This is a genomic window from Inquilinus sp. OTU3971 (assembly GCF_038440215.1).
The window spans coordinates 1-19518 of the sequence record NZ_JASATH010000023.1; the positions used below are offsets into that span (position 1 = coordinate 1).

Annotated in this window: 18 protein-coding genes; 12 read left to right on the forward strand and 6 right to left on the reverse strand. The window is 69.6% G+C overall.

Annotated elements, in window-relative coordinates; all coding sequences use genetic code 11:
• Positions 1-96 precede the first annotated feature (96 nt).
• From AAHM41_RS08260 to AAHM41_RS08290, 7 genes are all read left to right on the forward strand, one after another.
• Positions 97-978 (forward strand): carbohydrate ABC transporter permease, encoded by an 882-nt coding sequence (locus tag AAHM41_RS08260; RefSeq protein WP_342236051.1) that lies wholly within the window; start codon positions 97-99, stop codon positions 976-978.
• Positions 979-981: 3 nt separating this feature from the next.
• The gene (locus tag AAHM41_RS08265) at positions 982-1809 is read left to right on the forward strand and encodes a carbohydrate ABC transporter permease (RefSeq protein ID WP_342236052.1); all 828 of its coding nucleotides are present in this window, start codon (positions 982-984) and stop codon (positions 1807-1809) included.
• A gap of 2 nt (positions 1810-1811) precedes the next feature.
• A complete protein-coding gene (locus tag AAHM41_RS08270; RefSeq protein WP_342236053.1) occupies positions 1812-3419 on the forward strand; it encodes a GMC family oxidoreductase in 1608 nt (535 codons plus the stop codon).
• A gap of 22 nt (positions 3420-3441) precedes the next feature.
• Positions 3442-4197 carry an SDR family NAD(P)-dependent oxidoreductase gene (locus tag AAHM41_RS08275; RefSeq protein WP_342236054.1) on the forward strand — a complete coding sequence of 252 codons (756 nt, stop codon included), beginning with the start codon at positions 3442-3444 and terminating at the stop codon, positions 4195-4197.
• A gap of 231 nt (positions 4198-4428) precedes the next feature.
• Entirely contained in the window at positions 4429-5334 is a 906-nt protein-coding gene (locus AAHM41_RS08280; RefSeq protein ID WP_342236055.1) for an endonuclease III domain-containing protein, read from the forward strand.
• Between the two features lie 27 nt (positions 5335-5361).
• A complete protein-coding gene (locus AAHM41_RS08285) occupies positions 5362-5664 on the forward strand; it encodes a hypothetical protein (protein ID WP_342236056.1) in 303 nt (100 codons plus the stop codon).
• A 27-nt stretch (positions 5665-5691) separates the two neighbouring features.
• Complete coding sequence (locus AAHM41_RS08290) at positions 5692-7041, forward strand: calcium-binding protein (RefSeq protein ID WP_342236057.1); 1350 nt, start codon at positions 5692-5694, stop codon at positions 7039-7041.
• Positions 7042-7044: 3 nt separating this feature from the next.
• On the opposite strand, the gene AAHM41_RS08295 is transcribed toward AAHM41_RS08290, so the two are convergent.
• On the reverse strand, positions 7045-8103 hold the full coding sequence (locus AAHM41_RS08295) for a citrate synthase/methylcitrate synthase (protein WP_342236058.1): 1059 nt from the start codon (positions 8101-8103) through the stop codon (positions 7045-7047).
• A gap of 113 nt (positions 8104-8216) precedes the next feature.
• Here AAHM41_RS08295 and AAHM41_RS08300 point away from each other — a divergent pair, with 113 nt between their 5' ends.
• On the forward strand, positions 8217-9401 hold the full coding sequence (locus tag AAHM41_RS08300; RefSeq protein ID WP_342236059.1) for a citrate/2-methylcitrate synthase: 1185 nt from the start codon (positions 8217-8219) through the stop codon (positions 9399-9401).
• On the opposite strand, the gene AAHM41_RS08305 is transcribed toward AAHM41_RS08300, so the two are convergent.
• Positions 9392-11323: an adenylate/guanylate cyclase domain-containing protein gene (locus AAHM41_RS08305; RefSeq protein WP_342236060.1), complete on the reverse strand. Its 1932-nt coding sequence runs from the start codon at positions 11321-11323 to the stop codon at positions 9392-9394. The two genes, AAHM41_RS08300 and AAHM41_RS08305, sit on opposite strands and share 10 nt — an antisense overlap.
• Before the next feature lie 167 nt (positions 11324-11490).
• Here AAHM41_RS08305 and AAHM41_RS08310 point away from each other — a divergent pair, with 167 nt between their 5' ends.
• Positions 11491-12729, forward strand: a complete 1239-nt coding sequence (locus AAHM41_RS08310; RefSeq protein WP_342236061.1) for an MFS transporter — start codon at positions 11491-11493, stop codon at positions 12727-12729.
• 93 nt (positions 12730-12822) lie between these two features.
• Here the strand turns inward: AAHM41_RS08310 and AAHM41_RS08315 are convergent, their stop codons facing one another.
• The gene (locus tag AAHM41_RS08315; RefSeq protein WP_342236062.1) at positions 12823-13425 is read right to left on the reverse strand and encodes a sigma-70 family RNA polymerase sigma factor; all 603 of its coding nucleotides are present in this window, start codon (positions 13423-13425) and stop codon (positions 12823-12825) included.
• Between the two features lie 126 nt (positions 13426-13551).
• Positions 13552-13791, reverse strand: a complete 240-nt coding sequence (locus AAHM41_RS08320; protein ID WP_342236063.1) for a NepR family anti-sigma factor — start codon at positions 13789-13791, stop codon at positions 13552-13554.
• Between the two features lie 194 nt (positions 13792-13985).
• Here AAHM41_RS08320 and AAHM41_RS08325 point away from each other — a divergent pair, with 194 nt between their 5' ends.
• A complete protein-coding gene (locus tag AAHM41_RS08325; protein ID WP_342236064.1) occupies positions 13986-14783 on the forward strand; it encodes a response regulator in 798 nt (265 codons plus the stop codon).
• 37 nt (positions 14784-14820) lie between these two features.
• Entirely contained in the window at positions 14821-16029 is a 1209-nt protein-coding gene (locus AAHM41_RS08330) for a sensor histidine kinase (protein ID WP_342236065.1), read from the forward strand.
• Positions 16030-16278: 249 nt separating this feature from the next.
• Here AAHM41_RS08330 and AAHM41_RS08335 read toward each other — a convergent pair whose 3' ends face one another.
• On the reverse strand, positions 16279-16767 hold the full coding sequence (locus tag AAHM41_RS08335) for an Lrp/AsnC family transcriptional regulator (RefSeq protein ID WP_342236066.1): 489 nt from the start codon (positions 16765-16767) through the stop codon (positions 16279-16281).
• 265 nt (positions 16768-17032) lie between these two features.
• On the opposite strand from AAHM41_RS08335, the gene AAHM41_RS08340 reads away from it, so the two are divergent.
• Positions 17033-17500 (forward strand): cysteine dioxygenase, encoded by a 468-nt coding sequence (locus AAHM41_RS08340; protein ID WP_342236067.1) that lies wholly within the window; start codon positions 17033-17035, stop codon positions 17498-17500.
• Positions 17501-17649: 149 nt separating this feature from the next.
• On the opposite strand, the gene AAHM41_RS08345 is transcribed toward AAHM41_RS08340, so the two are convergent.
• Positions 17650-19365: a B12-binding domain-containing radical SAM protein gene (locus AAHM41_RS08345; protein WP_342236068.1), complete on the reverse strand. Its 1716-nt coding sequence runs from the start codon at positions 19363-19365 to the stop codon at positions 17650-17652.
• Positions 19366-19518: the final 153 nt, after the last annotated feature.

Consider the following 19518-nt stretch of genomic DNA (forward strand, 5'->3'; position numbering starts at 1 on the left):
AGAACCCCCTCCCCCTACCCCCTCCCGCAGGGGGAGGGGGGACTCAAAAAGACTCCCCGCGCCCCCGCGCTTCCGCGCAAGGAAAGGATGCACGCCATGGCCGCCATCGCCTCGACCCGGCGCAAGGCGACGCTGCTCCTCGCCCCCTCGGTCACGGTCCTGGCCCTCTGGGCCTTCGTGCCGCTGGCGGCGACGATCTATTTCTCGACCCTGCGCTACAACCTGATGAACCCGGCGCGGCGCGGCTTCGCGGGGCTGAACAACTACATCTACCTGGTCAACGACCCGGCGTTCTGGGACGCGATCCAGAACACGCTGATCCTGGTCGGCGCCGTGCTGGCGATCACCGTGGTGCTCGGCACCCTGATCGCGCTCCTGCTGGACCAGCCCTTCCCCGGCCGCGGCATCGTCCGCGTGCTGGTGATCGCGCCGTTCTTCGTCATGCCGACGGTCAGCGCGCTGGTCTGGAAGAACATGATGCTGCACCCGGTCTCCGGCGTGCTGACCTGGGTGGCGCGCTCGGTCGGGCTGGAGCCGATCGACTGGCTGAGCCAGGCGCCGCTGGCCGCGATCATCATCATCGTCGCCTGGCAGTGGCTGCCCTTCGCCGTGCTGATCCTGCTGACCGCCCTGCAGTCGCTGGACCATGAGCAGCGCGAGGCGGCGCGGATCGACGGCGCCGGGCCGATCGCGATGTTCTTCTACATCGTGCTGCCGCATCTGATGCACGCCATCGGCGTCGTCATCATGGTGCAGACCATCTTCCTGCTGTCGATCTTCGCCGAGATCCTGGTCACCACCAATGGCGGGCCGGGCACGGCCAGCACCAACCTGACCTATCTGGTCTACCGGAACGGGCTGCAGCAGTTCAATGTCGGCGGCGCCTCGGCCGGCGGGGTGGTCGCCGTGATCCTGGCCAACATCGTCGCCTTCTTCCTGGTGCGCGCTTTGGCCCGCACCCTGCGCAAGGGGGGCTGAGCCATGGCCATTCAACGCAGCGCGCGGCAGGCGGTCGGCGTCACCCTCCTGGGCTGGGCGGTCGGGCTGGTCCTGTTCTTCCCGATCGGCTGGATGGTGCTGACCAGCTTCAAGACCGAGGTCGAGGCCTTCGCCACCCCGCCGTCGATCTTCTTCACCCCGACCCTGGAGAACTATGCCGCGGTCAATTCGCGGATCGACTATGTCCACTACGCGCTGAACTCGGTCTACATCGCCTTCGGCTCGACCCTGCTGTGCCTGATCATCGGCGGCATGGCGGCCTATTCCATGGCCTTCTTCCCGACCAGGCGCACCGAAGGCACGCTGTTGTGGATGCTGTCGACCAAGATGATGCCCGCGGTCGGCGTGCTGGTGCCGATGTATATGGGCTTCCGCGACGTCGGCCTCTTGAACACGGTCATCGGCATGGTGCTGCTGATGACCCTGGTCAACCTGCCGATCGTGGTGTGGATGCTCTACACCTACTTCCGCGACTATCCGCGCGAGATCCTGGAGGCGGCGCGGGTGGACGGCGCCGGGTCGTGGCAGGAGATGCTGTACATCCTCTTGCCCACCACCCTGCCCGGCATCGTCTCGACCTCGCTCCTGACCATCATCCTGAGCTGGAACGAGGCGTTCTGGAGCATCAACCTGACCGGGCCGGATTCCGGGCCGCTGACCGCCTTCATCGCCTCCTTCTCCAGCCCGGAGGGGCTGTTCTGGGCCAAGCTCTCGGCCGCCTCGACGCTGGCCATCGCGCCGATCCTGGTGCTGGGCTGGCTGTCGCAGCGCCAGCTGGTGCGCGGCCTGACCTTCGGGGCCGTGAAGTAGCCGTGGCCGATAGCTACGATTTCATTGTCGTCGGCGGCGGCAGCGCCGGGTGCGTCGTCGCCAGCCGGCTGGTGACCGAGCGGCGGGCCCGGGTGCTGCTGCTGGAGGCCGGGGGGCGGCGCGGCAGCCGCCTGCTGGACATGCCGGCCGGCTACATGAAGTTCCTGAACCAGGACACCTACCTGACCCTGAACCGGACCGTGCCGCAGGAACAGCTGGGCGGCCGCGCGCCGATCATCCCGACCGGCAAGCTCCTGGGCGGCGGCAGCGCGGTCAACGCCATGGTCTATATGCGCGGGCGGCCGCAGGACTATGACGGCTGGGATGCCGAGCTCGGCGGCAATTCCGGCTGGGGCTGGGCCGACCTCCTGCCCTATTTCGTCAAGCAGGAGGGCAACGACCATCTCGGCGCGCCCTTCCACGGCACCGATGGGCCGCTGAAGGTCTCGCATCTCGGCCAGCACTGCGCGATGAGCCGCGCCTTCGTGCAGGCGCTGCAGGGCCTGGGCGTGCCCTACCGGCCCGACTTCAACGGCGGCGAGCAGGCCGGCGTCGGCTTCATGCAGCACACCATCGACGCCGCCACCCGTACCCGCTGCAGTGCCGTCGCCGCCTTCCTGGCGCCGGTGCTGCGCGACCCGAAGCTGACGGTCGAGACCGGCGCCGTCGTTACCCGCATCCTGGTCGAGCGCGGCCGCGCCACCGGCGTCGACTACATCCAGGACGGGCAGAGCCGCCGCGCCACCGGAGCCGAGGTGATCCTGGCCGCGGGCGCCTATGCCTCGCCCAAGCTCCTGATGCTCAGCGGCATCGGCCCGGCCGCTTCGCTGGGCCGGTTCGGCATCCAGGTCAAGGCCGACCTGCCCGGCGTCGGCGCCAACCTGCAGGACCATCACGAGGTGCCGGTGGTGGCCGCCACCAACGGCGCCTATGGCTATTTCGGCCAGGACCGCGGCCTGAAGATGATCCTGGCCGGGCTGCAATACCTGATGTTCAAGACCGGGCCGGTGACCACCACGGGCGTCGAGGCCTGCGCCTTCATCGACCCGGATGGCGACGACCAGAGCGACCCGAAGCTGCAGCTGTACTGCGTGCCGACCGTCTATCTCGACCGCGACGTCACCGGGGTGGCGCCGACCGACGGGGTGACGCTGAACGCCTGCCTGATGCGGCCAAAGGCGCGCGGGTCGGTGGCGCTGCGCTCCGCCGACCCGGCCGACCCGCCGCTGATCGACTGCGCCTTCTTCGGCGACCCGGAGGATCTGCGCCTGTCGGTGGCCGGGCTGCGCTTCGCCCGCCGGGTGCTGGCGGCCGACCCGGTGCGGCGGATGGTGACCGGCGAGATCTTCCCCGGCGACGCCGCCAGCGGCGACGACGAGCTGGCGGCGCATTGCCGGCGCACGGTCAAGACCAACTACCACCCGGTCGGCACCTGCCGCATGGGGCCGGAGGGCGACCCGATGGCGGTGGTCGACCGCGCGCTGAACGTCCGCGGGGTGGAGCGGCTGCGCGTCATCGACGCCTCGATCCTGCCGCGGGTGACCAGCGGCAACACCAACGCCCCGGTGCTGGCGGTCGCCGACCGGGCGGTCGACCTGATTCCAAATTGATACCGATGTGATGGAGAGGACCATGTACCGCGAGAAATTCGACCTTTCCGGCCGCGTGGCGGTGGTGACCGGCGGCGGCCGCGGCATCGGCCGGGCGACCTGCGAGGCGCTGGCCGAGGCCGGCGCCAAGGTGGTGGTGGCCGAGATCCTGGCGGATATCGGCGCCGACACCGCCAAGGCCGTGGGCGGCGAGTTCATCAAGCTGGACGTCACCGACCCCGACGCCGTGACCAAGGCGGCCGACGACGTCCAGGCCCGGCTCGGCCGGGTCGACGTGCTGGTCAACAATGCCGGCATGGCGCGCAACAGCGACGCGCTGGCGACCAGCGACGAGGAATGGCGCAAGGTCATGGACCTGAACGTCAACGCCGTCTTCTGGTGCGCCCGCGCCTTCGGCAAGCACATGGTGGCGGCCGGGCGCGGCAGCGTGATCAATATCGGCTCGATGTCCGGCATCATCGTCAACAAGCCGCAGGGCCAGGCGCATTACAACGCCAGCAAGGCCGCGGTGCACCTGCTGACCAAGTCGCTGGCCTGCGAATGGGCGCCGCACGGGGTGCGGGTGAACGCCATCGCCCCCGGCTATATCGCCACCGACATGACCCTGGCCGGCCGGACCAAGAAGGAATGGTACGACCAGTGGATCGAGATGACGCCGATGGCCCGTTGCGGCGAGCCCTGGGAGATCGCCGCCACCGTCCTGTTCCTGGCGGCCGACGCCTCCGGCTTCTTCACCGGCGCGATCCTGGGGCCGGATGGTGGGTATACGGCGTGGTGATCTGGCCCCGCTAGGCCCGGTAAAGGACAGCTCGCGACGCACCAGAACCCGTCATGGCGAGGCGCGCAGCGCCGTGGCCATCCAGAGATCGAGCCGCTGGATGGCCACGCCCCTTCGGGGCTCGCCATGACGGCTTGGGGATTCGGAAGGCTCATCCATCCCGGATGTGCCTCTCTGATTCGAGTCGCGTTTGTTCCCAATTTGTTCTAACCTCATGGCATGGCCGACACCATGCCCGCCCGCCTGATCCGGATCGATGCCGCCCTGGCCGCCGCCTTCGGGCCGCCGCCGCGCTGGCTGTATCCGGATCCGGTCGAGGTGCTGGTGCTGGCGCTGCTCTCCGCGCGCACCCGGGACGAGGTGGCGCTGGCCGCCCACCGGGTGCTGCGCGTGCGCTTTCCGCGCTGGGAAGCCCTGCTCGACGCCGATCCGGCGGTGGTCGAGCGGCTGATCGGCCACACCACCTGGCCAGACCGGAAAGCCTCAACCCTGCAGGAGGCGCTGCGGGCGCTGCACGCCGCGCGCGGCCGGCTGGAGCTGGATTTCCTGGCCGGGCTCGGCGTCGAGGAGGCGACCGCCTGGCTGCGGCAGCTGCCGGGCGTCGGGCCGAAGACCGCGGCCGCGGTGCTGCTGTTCAGCCGGCTGCGGCTGCGCGCCCTGCCGGTCTCGACCGGCCATCACCGCACCGCCAAGCGGCTCGGCCTGATCTCGCGCCGCGCCGGCGCCGAGGCGGCGCATGAGCCGCTGCTGGCGATGCTGCCGCCGGACTGGGACAACGACCGGATCGAGCGGCACCACTGGCTGGTCAAGCGCCTGGGCCATGACCATTGCACCGACCGGCGGCCGCGCTGCGGCAGTTGCCCGGTGCGGGAGCTGTGCCCGAGCCGCGGCCGCATCCGCCCGGCGCCCGAGCACCGCATCCGCCAGCTTCCCCTGCCCTTCCCCGCCGAGGCCAGGCCGAACAATTGGGCCGCCCCCTCCCGCGGCCATCGTCCCGGCGCGAAATCCGATCACATCGCAAGAACGAAACCTTCTTTTTCGGGCGAAACCTCCGGACCGGATGTCCGATCCCGCGCCGATCTGATAACTTTCCTAAAAACAGACCAAAGGGAGGTTCGTCCGCCTGCGAGGACGTGAACCCGATTCCCATCCCGGAGGGTTCCGATGCCGCTCATCACCAATGTCGCCTATTCGCCCGACCCGACCGATGGTCAGGCCCTTGGCCTCGACGTCGCCCTGAACGGAGCCACGCGGCTCGTGGTCAACTGGGGCGACGGCTCGCCGCTGCAGCAGTACACGGTGGAGCCGGGCAGCAATTCGATCCACCTGTCGCACGCCTATGCCGGCCCCGCGGCCGGCGCCGTCGCCATCCGCGCCGCCGCCCCGGGCGTGCCGGACGAACGCACCACCCTGAACCTCTTCGTCGGGGCGGACGAAGCCTACAGCCGCGTCTCCGACGATCCGTAGGCCCCGGAGATCACGCGGGACAGCCCGGTGATCTCGAGCGACGGCAGCCTCGTGCTCTGGGCCGCGACCTACGACGGCTATGCCGACGACGTGGTGCTGAAGAACCCCGAGGACGGCACCACGATCCACATCGGCAACGCCCGCGACGCCTACGTATACGACGGCCCCCCGGTCCTGCTGGCGAACGGCGCCGCAGCCTATTTCTACGAAGAGTACTTCGGGATGGCCGGCCTGCTTCACCCGGCCACCATCTATCGGGCGGAGGCCGACGAGAAGATCGTCATCGGGGATGCCTACGACCTCACGCTCACCGACGATGCACGCTATGTCGTCTACCGACAAGACAGCGACTGGGAACCGGGCCCCGACGGCTGGTATCTGCGTGATTTCGAGGCAGGAACCAGCACCTTCCTCGGCAGCGATGCCGAATATGACGGCCCGCGCTACCACGTGCATGTCGTGAACGGCCAGCTGGTGGTCGATGACGACACCACCGGGGACCAGTCGGTCAGCGGGGCGCTGGCCACCGACACCACGGCCGACGGCAGCGTCACCGTGATCGCCACCGACGAGGCGCTGGCGCCGGGAGACACCAACGACGGCTCCGACGTCTATCTGCAGGAGAACGGCAGCCCGACCCATGACGGCACTGCCGGTCCGGACGTGCTGCTGCTGGGCGCAGCGAACGACATCGCCGATGGCGGCGCCGGCAAGGACTATCTCGCCGGTGGCCTGGGCGACGATTCCTTGAGCGGCGGCGCCGGCGACGACCTGCTGGAGGGTGGCGCCGGGGCGGACAGCCTGAACGGCGGCGACGGCGTCGACGCGGCGGGCTACGCCACCAGCCTCGCCGGGGTGCAGGCCAGCCTGGACCGCCCCGCCGGCAACACCGGCGCCGCGGCCGGCGACACCTATGCCGGCATCGAGAACCTGCTGGGCAGCGCCTTCGCCGACCGGCTCGAGGGCGATGCCGCGGCCAACGCCCTGCGCGGCGGCGCCGGGGACGACCGGCTCGGCGGGCTGGGCGGCGACGACCGGCTGGTCGGCGGCGACGGCGCCGACATCATCTCCGGCGGCAGCGGCGGCGACCGGATCTATGGCGGCGCCGGGGACGACCGCATCGCCGGCGGCGCCGGGGCGGACACGGTGGTGGTCCAGCCCGGCTTCGGCCGCGACGTGGTGACCGATTTCGACGGCGCGGGCGGGGACGTGATCCTGTTCGACCGCGACGTCTTCGCCAGCTTCGCCGAGGTCATGGCGCATGCCGCCGACTATGGCGCGGACGGTACCGTGATCACGCTCGACGCCGCGAACAAGCTGATCCTGCTCGGCGTCGACCGCGCCGCGCTGATGGCCAGCGACTTCGCCTTCGTCTAGCCGCTACGCCGCCAGGCTGGGCTGCGGGCCGACATAGCGGCTGTCGGGCCGCAGCAGCCGGCCGGACTGCTCCTGCTCCAGGATATGAGCAGTCCAGCCGGCGACGCGGCCGATGGCGAAGGCCGGGGTGAACAGCGACCGGTCGAGCCCGACGGCGTCGAGCACCAGGGCGGTGTAGAACTCGACATTGGTGTCGAGCGGCCGGTCCGGCTTGTGCCGGTGCAGCGCCACCAGCGCCGCCTTCTCCACCGTCTCGGCCATGGCGATGCGCGGGCTGGACAGGCCCGCCACCACCGATTTCAGCACGTCGGCGCGCGGGTCGCGGGTGCGGTAGATGCGGTGGCCGAAGCCCATCAGCCGGCGGCCGGCCGCAAGCTCGGCCTTGATCCAGCCGGGCGCGGCCGCACCGATGCCGATGGCGTCGAGCATGTCCAGCACCGGCCCCGGCGCGCCACCGTGCAGCGGGCCCTTGAGGGCGCAGAGCGCGGCGGTGACCGAGGCCACCGTGCCGGCCAGGGTCGAGGCCACCACCCGGGCGGCGAAGGTGGAGGCGTTCAGGCCATGGTCGGACACGGTGACGAGATAGGCGTCGAGCGCCCGCGCCAGCGTCGGATCGGCCGGCTTGCCCGCCAGCATGTGCAGCAGGTCGGCGGCGTGGCCGGCCTTCGGATCGGGGGCGACCGGGGCCTTGCCCTGGGCCAGCCGCACCAGCGCCGCCAGGAACACCGGCATCGCCGCGACCAGGCCGAGCGGCGTGCCATCCTGGTCATCGGCCAGGCCGGCGATCATCGCCCGCAGCCCATCGATCGGCGGCAGCCCGGCCGCCGCCGGCAGCAGCCGCGGCACATGGCGGAAGGCGGCCACACGGGCGGCGCCGAGCCGGGGCTTGAGGTCGGCGGTGTCGGCGAAGCCTTCCCACAGCAGCGCCAGCACGCCCTCGAAATCGAGCGTCCGCGCCGCCTCCTCGACCGGCAGGCCGCGGATCACCAGCACGCCACGCTGCCCGTCCACCAGGCTCATCACCGTCTCGGCGGCGACGATTCCGTCCAGTCCTGTCGTCATCTCGACCTCCTTCTTCGCGGGTGCACAAAGGGTCGAGCCGAGCGGATAGGTTGTCAATCTTGATAGATGCGATCAATATAATTGGGCATCCAGTCCAGCGAAGCGGCCATTCCATGATCCAGGAACCCACTTTGTCGGCGAGCGAGGCGGCGGCGGAGCTGGGGGTCAGCCTGGCGACGCTCTACGCCTATGTCAGCCGCGGCATGATCCGCTCGATCGCCGAGCCCGGCCGCCGCCAGCGCCGCTATGCCGCCGCGGACATCCGCCGCCTGGCCCGAAAATCCGAGCCCGAGACGGCGCCGCCGCCGCTCTACTGGGGCCAGCCGGTGCTGGAATCGGCGATCACCCTGGTGGCGGGCGGGCGGCTCTACTACCGCGGCCGGGACGCGGTGAGGCTGGCGGAGAGTGCGACGCTGGAGAGCGTCGCCGGGCTGCTGTGGAACGTCGCCGCCGACGATCCCTTCGCCGCGCCGGTGGCGCCGCTACCGCCGGCCGCCGCGCGCATCGCCGGCGCGGCGGCGGAGCTGCCGCCGCTGGAGCGGGCCATGGCGGTGCTGCCGGCGCTCGGCATCGAGGACGACCGCGCCCTCGCCCGCTCCGCCGCCGGGCTGCAGCGCACCGGGACACGGCTGCTGCGCTGGCTGACCGCGGTGATGCTGCGGCGCCCGGCCTCGGCGGCGCCGGCGCATGAGGATCTGGCCGAGGCCTGGAACGCTCCCGCCGGCGCCGACCTGCTGCGCCGGGCCCTGGTGCTGTGCGCCGACCACGAGCTGACCGCGTCGACCTTCGCCGCCCGGATCGCCGCCTCGACCAGCGCCTCGCCGCATGCCGCGGTGGCCGCCGGGCTGGCGGCGCTGAACGGCCCGCTGCATGGCGGCCTGAGCGCCCGCACCGGCACCTTCCTGGAGCTGGTGCTGGGCGCCGCCGACGCCCGCCGCCTGGTGGTGGAGCGGCTGCAGCACGGCGAGGACCTGCCCGGCTTCGGCCACACCCTCTATCCCGACGGCGATCCGCGCGGCCAGCACCTCTTGGACCGCATCGTCGCCACCCTGCCGGAAAGCCCGGAGCTGGCGGTCGCCCGCACCCTGGTCGAGACCGTATTCGACCTGACCGGCGAGCGCCCGACCATGGACTTCGCCCTGGTGCTGGCGAGCCGGCTGATCGGCCTGCCGCCGGAGGCGCCGCTGGCCGTCTTCGCCCTCGGCCGCAGCGTCGGCTGGATGGCGCATGTGATGGAGCAGTACGCCGCGGCCCGGCTGATCCGCCCGCGCGCCCGCTATGTCGGCCCTCAACCCTGAGGGTCCGTCTCCTCGCACAGCCCGACCAGGCTGTAGATCGGCACCGGCTCGCGCGCGCCGCGCGGCACCTCGTTGCCGACGAAGCGGAACTCGAAGCCCTCGCCCGCCTCCTGCCGCACCGCCTCGCTGACCAGGATGGTGGTGCCGTGGATCTTGTTCAGCGCCTCGAGCCGCGCCGCCACGTTCACCGTGTGGCCGAGCGCGGTGTAGTTCATCCGGTCGATCGAGCCGACATTGCCGACCACCGCCTCGCCGGTGTGCAGGCCGAAGCGGGTCGCCATCGGCAAGCGGCCCTCGGCCTCGAACTCGGCGTTCAGCCGGTCGATCCGCGCCGCGGCCCTGAGCGCTCCGAAGCAGGCCAGCCGGACATGGTCGGGCTGATCCTCCGGCGCGTTCCAGAACGCCATGACGCTGTCGCCGATATACTTGTCGATGGTGGCGCCGCCGGCGATCAGCTCTTCCCCCAGCGCGCTGAAATAGCGCGAGGTGCGCTCCATCAGCTCCTCCGGCGGCAGGCCTTCGGCCAGCGCGGTGAAGCCGGCCACGTCCGAGAACAGCACGGTGACCGGCTGGCGCCGCCCGCCCAGCGCGGGCACCAGCGTCTGGCCGAGGATGCCGCGGACGATCTGGCCCGGGACATAGGCGGCGAAGGTCCGCAGGGTCAGGCCGAGCACGCCGATGGCTGACGAAAGCGATCGGATCTCCTCGATCCGCGACCGGGCCGAGCCGCTGCCGTGGAAATCGAACCGCATGATCTGCCCGAGCTCAGCCGTCACCCGGCGCAGCGGCCGCGCCAGGGCCCGCGAAGCGGCCATGACGATGCCGAGCGCCAGGATGGTGGCGCCGACGCCGATCAGCAGCGAGGTGAAGCGGATGCGGTCGGCCGGCCCGACCACCAGGTCGTAGGGATAGGCGATGCCGAGCACCACGTCGGGCATGTTGGCGGCGATGAGCTCGAAGCGTTCGAGATAGGTTTCGTCCCCGAGCCGGCCCGTGACGTTCCGGCCGGTGCCGACGGAATGGAAGCTGCGGTACAGTTCGGCCAGGATCGGCGATCCCAGCTCGGTCAGCAACGGCAGATGCTCCGCCCGCGCCTCCCGGAACTCAGTGCGGAAGCGGACGCCGTCGGGATGGGCGATCAGCTCTCCGGACCGGCTGAACACCACCAGATCGAGGCCGTGTTCCCGGTGCAGATCGTCCAAGGTGTGGTCGACGCTCGCGAGACCGATATCCACCCCGAACACCACGTCGCCGGCCAGGCGGGACTTCCGCGCCAGGGTCAGGCCCACCTGGTTCATGTTGGCGAAGCGATAGGGCTCGGTGACGATCGCCCTGGTCGCGGCGAAAGCCTGCTCGTACCAGGGCCGTGTGCGGGGATCGAAGTCGGTCGGCGTCGTGTGCGGCTCGCCGATCGGACGTCCTTGGGCATCGGTCACCACCCAGCGCGCGGCCGCGCCGTTCGAGCGGCGGTCGACGAACTGCAACACATAGGCCGCGCCAGGCAGCGCCGCAGCCTTCATCTCCGGCAATCGCGCCGTCGCCAGCGACTGCGCCAGGACGAAGCGGCCATCGTTCCAGGCGACGAAGAAGGAGGTGGCGGCCGGCAGCACCTTCTCCAGGTCGCGCAGCGTGCCGCCCATCACCGTGCCCAGATGGTCCTCCGGCACGTCGGTCTCGATCGTCAGCGTGGACGTGTCCAGCACCACCTCGGCCAGGTGCAGCCCGGCCTTGAACTCGTCCCGCACCCGGTCGACCACCCGGTCGAAGCGGGCGTCCGCATCGGCGCGGACCAGCGCCGTCACCTCGCCATGGTTGTACCAGATCAGGCCGCCGGCGATTGCCAGGACGATGACGGCGAACACCGCCGCCACCACGACCTGCAGCTTCCACGGGCCGAATCCGGTTGCAACGACGCCCCGCATGCCCCCTCTCATGGTTGTGCCCGGCCACCCTAGCCCGATGTGGCGCCGGCCGGAACCTCCCCGATCGGGCCATACCGGAGGGATCGGGGCTGCTCTTCGATCACGCCATTTGACACGCCTCGCCGGGTCGCGCTTGCCTGCGGGAAACGCCCTGCGCCGCCCGGATCATGCCCGCCCTCTATCTGCCCGTCGCCGCGATCATCCTCGGCATCTCCGTCCTGCAGATCGCCAACGGCATCCTGGTCACCATCCTGCCGATCTCGCTGACCCAGGCCGGCTATTCAATCCAGGCCTTCAGCGCGGTGGCGACGGCGCATTCGCTGAGCTTCCTGCTGGGCTGCGTGCTGTCGACCCGGATCATCGGCGCCGTCGGCCACATCCGCGCCTTCGCCGCCTATGCCGCCGCCACCTCGGTGACGGCGCTGAGCTTCACCCTCGCCCCCGACCCGGCCTGGTGGATGGCGCTGCGGCTGGTCACCGGCTTCTGCTCCGCCGGGCTGTTCACCGTGGCCGAGAGCTGGCTGAACGAGATGACGCCGAACGCCCATCGCGGCCGGGTGTTTTCGGTCTACACCATCGTCCAGAAGGTGGCGCTGGTCGGCGGCCAGTTCGTGCTGCTGGTCATCGGCGGGCCGGTGGTGCTGGGGCTGTTCATGATCGCCTCGGCCTTCTACTCGATGTCGCTGATCCCGGTGGCGATGACCCAGGCCCCCACCCCGTCGATCGCCGAGATCCGCACCCTGCCGCTGCGCCAGCTGTACCGGATCGCGCCGGCCGCGGTGATCGGCTGCGTCTCCAGCGGGCTGATCAACAGCGCCGTCGCCTCGATCGGCCCGATCTGGGGGCTGCAGGTCGGGCTCGGCGTCGGCCTGGCCGGCGCCATCCCGGCGATGTCCCAGGTCGGCAACCTGCTGGCGCAATGGCCGCTGGGCCGGCTGTCCGACCGGGTCGACCGGCGCATGGTCATGCTCGGCGCCAGCGTCGTCACCATCCTGGTGTCGCTGGCGCTGGCCCTGGCGCGGCCCGATTCGGACTGGCTGCTGGCGGCGCTGTTCGGCCTGTGGGGCGCGGCCTCGATCTCGACCTACGGCATCTGCGTCGCCCATGCCAACGACCTGGCGCCGCGCGGCACCGCCGTGGCGCTGTCGAGCAGCCTGCTCTTGTGCTGGGGCGTCGGCGCCTGCGCCGGGCCGCTGGTGGCGTCGACCGTGATGGGCTGGGTCGGGCCCCAGGGCCTGTTCCTGCACGGCGCCGCCATCGCCACCGTCACCGCGATCTTCACCGCTTGGCGCATGACCCGCCGCCAGGCCCTGCCGGCGGAAGCGCGCGAGCCTTTCGTCAACCGCCCGGCGACCAGCCCGATCGTCGGCGAGATGACCGCGCGCGAGTCAGGGAAGCGGGGCTGAAGCGGCCCCTCGCTGAAACGGCCCCGGCTGAAATGGATCGGGCGGCCCGGAGGCCGCCCGCTTCACCGCAACAAGACGACTTCGCGACGGCCGCTAGGCCGTCCGCCGCGACGCGGGCTGCACGGCGAGACGAGGGGCTGTCATTTTCGCCGGCGCCGCGGCGGCTCCGCGTCCGCGCCGCTCGCCTGCGAAGTCGCCTCGTCTCGCCAATCCTCGCCCCGCGCTGAGCAGCCTCGACAGCTCGCGCCGGGCCCGGGACAGGCGGCTCTTCACCGTGCCGACGGCGCAGTTGCAGATCTCCGCTGCCTCCTCGTAGCTGAAGCCCGAGGCCCCGACCATCAGCAGGATCTCGCGCTGGTCGGGCGTCAGCATCATCAGCGCCCGGCGGAAATCCTGGAACTCCAGCTTCGCATCCTGCGACGGCGGCACCCAGAGAAGGTCGAGATCGACCCCGTCCTTCGGCTCGGCCACGAATTTGCGGCGCCGCAGCTGGTTGACATACTGGTTGCGCAGGATCGTGAAGATCCAGGCCCGGAAGTTGGTGCCCGGCGTGAACTGGCTCTCGGCCCGGAGCGCGCGAAGAATCGCGTCCTGGACCAGATCATCGGCGCGATCCGCATCACCGCTGAGCGAACGGGCGAAGGCCCGCAGATGCGGGATCGCCTTGGTCAGCTCGGCGTGAAAGTCGAACGGCACATTCCCCTCCTTGTTGACGCCGACGGCAGGGCCGCCCACGCGGGATCGATGGCGGTGCGGTCGGAACTGTCGGCACCGAATAAGGCAGAAATTCGGCCCATCCGCCATCCGCCCGGGCTGTTTCGGTCAGCGATCCTTGTCCTCCTTCTTCTCGCCGGCGCCCTTGGCGCCGTCCTCGAGCATCTTCATCAGGTCGTCCGGCAACGGCTCCTCCAGCACCGGATCGTACAGCGATCGGAGCTGCTGCGAGAGCCAGTTGTCGAATTGCGGCGGCCGCTTCAGGCGGTCCGGTGCCGGACGGCCAGGGTCGGCCGGCCGCGCCCCCGCTTCCCGCCTTCGCGTTTTCTCGCCGCGCCGTCGATTCATCAACGCTCGATCCCGCTCTGCTTCGGCCAGTGGTGGTACGCTACATTACCAATCCCCGACCGGGATGGAAGTTCCTGTGCCACCCCTTGCCCACAAGCCGGTTCTGCGGCATTGGAACGGATTGCGATCCGCGGCATCGGCCGCTAAGCATAGCGCTGGACGGGCAAGCCCTTCCGCACTCGAAGGTGGACGCGATGACCGGCACTTCGCAAGAGATCCTGAAGCACCTGCCCTACCTGCGGCGCTATGCCCGGGCCCTGGTCGGGTCGCAGGAGCGGGGCGACCAGTACATGCGGGTGTTCCTGGAGGCGATCCTGGAAGATCCGCAGCGGATCCCGGCGGATGGCAACCTGCGGGTCCAGATCTTCGCCGTGTTCCACGACGTCTGCACCCTGCTGCACGCCACCGACGAGGAGGGCGCCACGGCGCCGCTGGAAGGGCTGGTGCCGGTCGAGGCCCGGCTGTCGCAGCTGACGCCGACGCAGCGCCAGGTGCTGCTGCTGGTGTCGCTGGAGGGCTTCTCCTTCGCGGATGTCGGCTTCATCCTGCACCTGCCGGAAGCGGAGGTGCGCGACCTGCTGGATGCCGCCCGCAAGGAGATGCAGCGCCAGCACCCGGCCCGGATCCTGATCGTCGAGGACGAGCCGCTGATCGCCATGGACATCGCCCGCATCGTCGAGGACATGGGCCACACCGTCTGCGGCACTGCCGCCGACCATGCCGCCGCCGTCGCCCTGGCGAAGCGCGAGTCGCCGCACATCGTGCTGGCCGACATCCAGCTCAAGGGCGGCGACAGCGGCATCGAGGTGGTGCAGGACATCCTGCGCGGCATCTCGGTGCCGGTGGTCTTCGTCACCGGCTTCCCCGAGCGGCTGCTGACCGGCGAGCGGCTGGAGCCGACCTTCGTCGTCACCAAGCCGTTCAAGCCCGAGGCCCTGGTCTCGGTGATCGGCCAGGCGCTGGCGATGCATCCGCCGCTCGCGCCGGCCTGACACCGGGATGGCGACCGGGTCAAGCGGCGGCTCCATCATGACCTCCGCCCTGATCACCGCCATCGACACCCGCGAGGAGCGCGACGTGATCGCGGCCCGGCAGCGTGTCCGGCTGGTGGCGACCGAGCTGGGCTTCGACGGCCGCGACCGGGTGCGCATCGTCGCCGCAGCCTCGGCCATGACCCGCGGCTTCCTGGCGCGCTTCGAGCAGGCCAACCTGTCGCTGCTGGTCACCGCCGGCCCGCCGATGGCGCTGGAGATCGTGCTGGCCGCGCCGCGCCGGCCGCTGGGCCAGGGGCAGCCGCAGCGGCCGCGCCTGGACACCGCGGCGGTGCGGGCCTTGATGGATTCGATCGAGCTGCGCCACGCCCGCGGCCTGGTCCGGCTGGTGATGCGCAAGGAGCTGCCGGCCAGCGGCGGCCGCGAACCGACCGCGCTGGCGCACCGGACCATGGCGGCGCTGGCGGACGAGACCGGCGTCGATCCCTTCGAGGAGGTGCACCGCCAGACCGTGGAGCAGATCGCCAGCCTGACCGAGTTGCGCCAGCGTGAGGAGCAGCTGATCGCCGCCAACGCCCAGCTGCGCGAGGTCGAGCGGGCGCTGCGCGCCAGCCTGGAGGAGAAGGACGTGCTGATGCGCGAGGTGCATCACCGCGTCAACAACAACCTGCAGATCATCTCCAGCCTGCTCAACCTGCAGGCCTCGCGCGCCACCGAGCCGGCGGTGCGGGAGGAGCTGGCGGTGGTCGGCCATCGCATCCAGTCGCTCAGCCTCGTGCACCAGAAGCTGTACCATTCGGACGACCTGTCCCATATCGACGCCGGCGGCTATGTCCAGGAGCTGTGCGCCCATCTGCAATCCGCCTTCGCCACCAGCACCGGCCCGGTGGCGCTGACGGTCGAGGCGCCGCGGCAGCAGATCCCGCTCGACAACGCCATCCATCTCGGCCTGATCGTCAACGAGCTGGTGACCAACAGCCTGAAGCACGGCTTCCGCGACGGCCGCGGCGGCCGCATCGCGGTGTCGCTGCGGCGCACCGACGACGACAGCCTGACCCTGACCATCGTCGATGACGGCCGGCCCGACGACGGCAACCGGCGCGGCTTCGGCATGACCCTGGTCGAGGCCATGGTCCGCCGCCTGGACGGCACCCTGACCATCGACCGGAACGGCGGCACCCGGACCACCTTGACCGTGCCGGTGCCGAAATCGGCTCCGCAAATTCGTTCCGAATCAGGGCTCTAGGAAGAAGAATCGCTGCGCAACGTCAACTTCGGCGTCTATAGTATTGATAGCGAAATACAAGCTGAATTGTATGGCAATTTTCTTCGTCTGATCAATGACCTCGCGCCGATCCTTTAGAAAAACACTCCACACTTGCGGAATTTATGGTATAGTTCTTCGTGCAGTACCTTCTGCACCCTTCCGCTTCCTAACGACCTCAACCAAGCCGCGGTCCCCCGCGGCTTGTTTTTGCGTGGGTGCCGGCCGGGCTCAGGGGACGACGAAGGTGAGCGGGATCTCGGTCGTCGACTTGATTTCCTCCATGGCGAACATGGAGGTCACGTCCGCCAGCTCGATGCGCGCGATGATCTTCCTGTAGAGCGCGTCGTAGCTGGCGATATCGGCGACATAGGCTTTGAGCAGGTAGTCGATCTCACCGCTCATGCGATAGACGTCGACAATCTCCGGCAGGTCGCGCACGGCGCCGCTGAAGCGCTCGAGCCACTCGACCGTGTGCTGGTTCGTCCGCACGGCGATGAACACCGTCACGCCGACATTGAGGGCCGCCTTGTCGAGCAGCGCCACGCGCTTGCGGACGATGCCCGCCTGTTCCAGCTTCTGCACGCGGCGCCAGCACGGCGTGGCGGAGATGCCGGCCTTCGCAGCGAGGTCGGCCAGCGCGATCGTCGCATCCGCCTGCAGCGCCTTCAGGATCCTGAGGTCGATCTCGTCGAGCTTGAGCGACGTCGGCGGGGCCATGGCATGGGGCTCCTTTCTGCGGCGGCTGGGATCTCCTCCTTGGGTAGAGGACGTCGCCCGGGAAGCCAATGATAGAATGAATTTCCACCATTCTGGCTAGATTCGAAATCCCCTTCCGCCTTTCGACCCGGTTTCCGGCAACAACGCAAACCAGTTCCGGCCGACCGGCCCTACCCTGTCTCTCATCGGTCGAGAGGCAGGGCGAACCATGAATCACGCGGCGATGTCAGAAGCCTTCCGGTCCACCGCCCGGTGGAGAGGCACGATGCTGAGGACCCTGACGGAATTCGGCGGATCGCCGCTGGCGATGCTGGAGCATGTCGCGGCCCATCCCGACCTCGTCTGCGATCTCGACCTGGAGCGCAAGCCCGGCAGCTACGCCCGCACCCTGCTCTGGGGCGATGCCGAGACCAGCGTCTGGGCCATGGTGTGGGACCGCGGCGCCCGGACGGCGATCCATGACCATCACTGCTCCTGCGCCTTCGGCATCGTCAGCGGCCTCCTGACCGAGAACCGCTTCCGGGCCCTGGACGAGGTACGGGTGGCGAAGACCTGGGAGACCGTGCACCGGCCCGGCGCCATCGCGTCCCTGGCGACGACCCAGCCCAACATCCATCAGATGGTCAATGACAGCGGCGCGATCGCGATCTCGCTGCACATCTACGGCTTCGACCCCCGCGTGCACGACTCGTCGGTCGACCGGGAGTACGTGGCCACAGGAGACCGTCCGTAAATGCTACTGGCGCGGCCGTCTGACGGCGGTTTCTCCGCTTCCGGTGCTCACGCACCAAACGTGCGCTGCGCTCCGGTTCTCGAAACCACCGCCAACCGACTCACGCCAGCGCATTTCCAAACGGTCTCCGAGGCTCTGCCCGTCCGGGATCAGCCTCCCACACTCGCCTGCAGCACCGGGGCGCCGTGGGTATGCGGGATCTTGTCGGCGAACACCTTGACGAAATCGTCCACCGCATGGTCTGCCGCGGGCGGCCGCAGCGCCTCGTCCGTGTAAGCCGATGCCGCCGGATCGGCCAGCACCCGCTTCATGATGGCGCGGTAGCGCCGGAGCAGCGTGAGCCACTGCGCGGCCACGGTGACGAACTCGGCGGCGCGGCGGGGATAGAAGATCAGCGGGTTCTCGATCGGCAGGCCGTGCCGCCGCTGGGTCCGCAGCTTGCGGCGGGCATAGCCGAACTGGAGCGGATGCACGCCCTCGATCCGCGACGCGCCGGAGAACACGGTGAGGATGTCGGCGATCTTCTTGAGGCTGAGGCCGCTGACCGCCGCGCGCCGCAGCACCGTCTCGACATGGTCGTCGGTGTAGTAGCGGGCCCAGGCATCGCGATAGACGCCGTTCCACTCCTCCTTCGACATCATCGCATGGCCGGTGCAGACATGCTCGAGGTCGTATTTGTTCATGTCCGGGTCCATCGGCACCTGCTTGAGATACAGGTTCTTGTGGTCCTCCGAGCCGGGCAGCGGCGTCAGGCAGAAGAATTCGAGGATGTCGATCGGCAGCTCGCGCTTGATGATCTCGATGTCGCGGGCGATGGTCTGCGGCGTATCGGTCGGGAAGCCGAGGATATAGCCGGCCCAGGTCATCACCTTCTGGCTGCGCCAGGCCTGCAGCATCTCACGGTATTCCCAGATCTTGTTCTGGCGCTTCTTGGTGTTGAGCAGCGATTCCGGGTTGATGTTCTCGAGCCCGATGAAGACGGCGTTGCAGCCGGCGCGCGCCGCCTTCTCGATGAAGTTCGGGATGCGGTGGCACAGCGTGTCGACCTGCAGCACCAGGCGGATCCGGAAGCGGTGCTGCTCGCGCAGCTCGATCAGCCGGTCGAGGATCGGCTCCCAGTTGCGGTTGCGGGCGAAATTGTCGTCGGTGACGAAGAAGCGGGTGACACCCTGCGCCTGATTGGCGCGCACGATCGCCTCGACGTCGTCCGCGGTGCGGTAGCGCGACTTCCGCCCCTGGACATTGATGATGGTGCAGAACGAGCATTGGAACGGGCAGCCGCGCCCGGCATCGAAGCTGGTGTAATGGCCGGCGATCCGCTGCACCACGTCGCGCGGCAGGATCGGCAGCGTCGCCGCCGCCATCTCGGGCATGTCGGCGAGGTAGTTGTAGATCGGCTTGAGCTGACCGGCATCGATGTCGCGCAGCAGGGCGCCGAGGCGGCCCTCGCCCTCGCCCGCGTAGAGGCTGATGCCGAGGTCGAGCGCCTGCTGCAGGTCGGGCGGCAGCTCCGGCAGCATCGAGATGCAGCCGCTGACATGGAAGCCGCCGACCACCACCGGCAGGCCGGCCGCGCGGAACCGGCGCCCGAGATCGAGCGCGCGGGGATACTGGTTCGACTGCACGCCGACCAGCGCCACGAAGCCGGCCCCCGCCTCGCGGATGCGGCGCGTGATCGCGGCGACATCGACGACGGTGTTGCATTCGTCATAGGCCTCGATGTCGATATCGACATCCGGCCCGAGCACCCGCTCCGCGGCGCACTCCGTCAGCAGGCCGTGGACGCTGGCGAGGCTGTTGGAGGGGATGGTCGAGCGCCGCCACTGGATGACATAGCCGTCGTCGTCGTAATGTGACGGTTTCACCAGAACGATCCGAAACGCCCGTGCCCCCATGGCGCTCACTCCACTCGTTGGTGGTATTTAGTATCTGCTCCGGCGTTCGGGCCGATCGCTGCCCCGATCACATCCCGACGCCACCCAATTCATGCACCGCAATTGTGTGATTCAAGCACGATC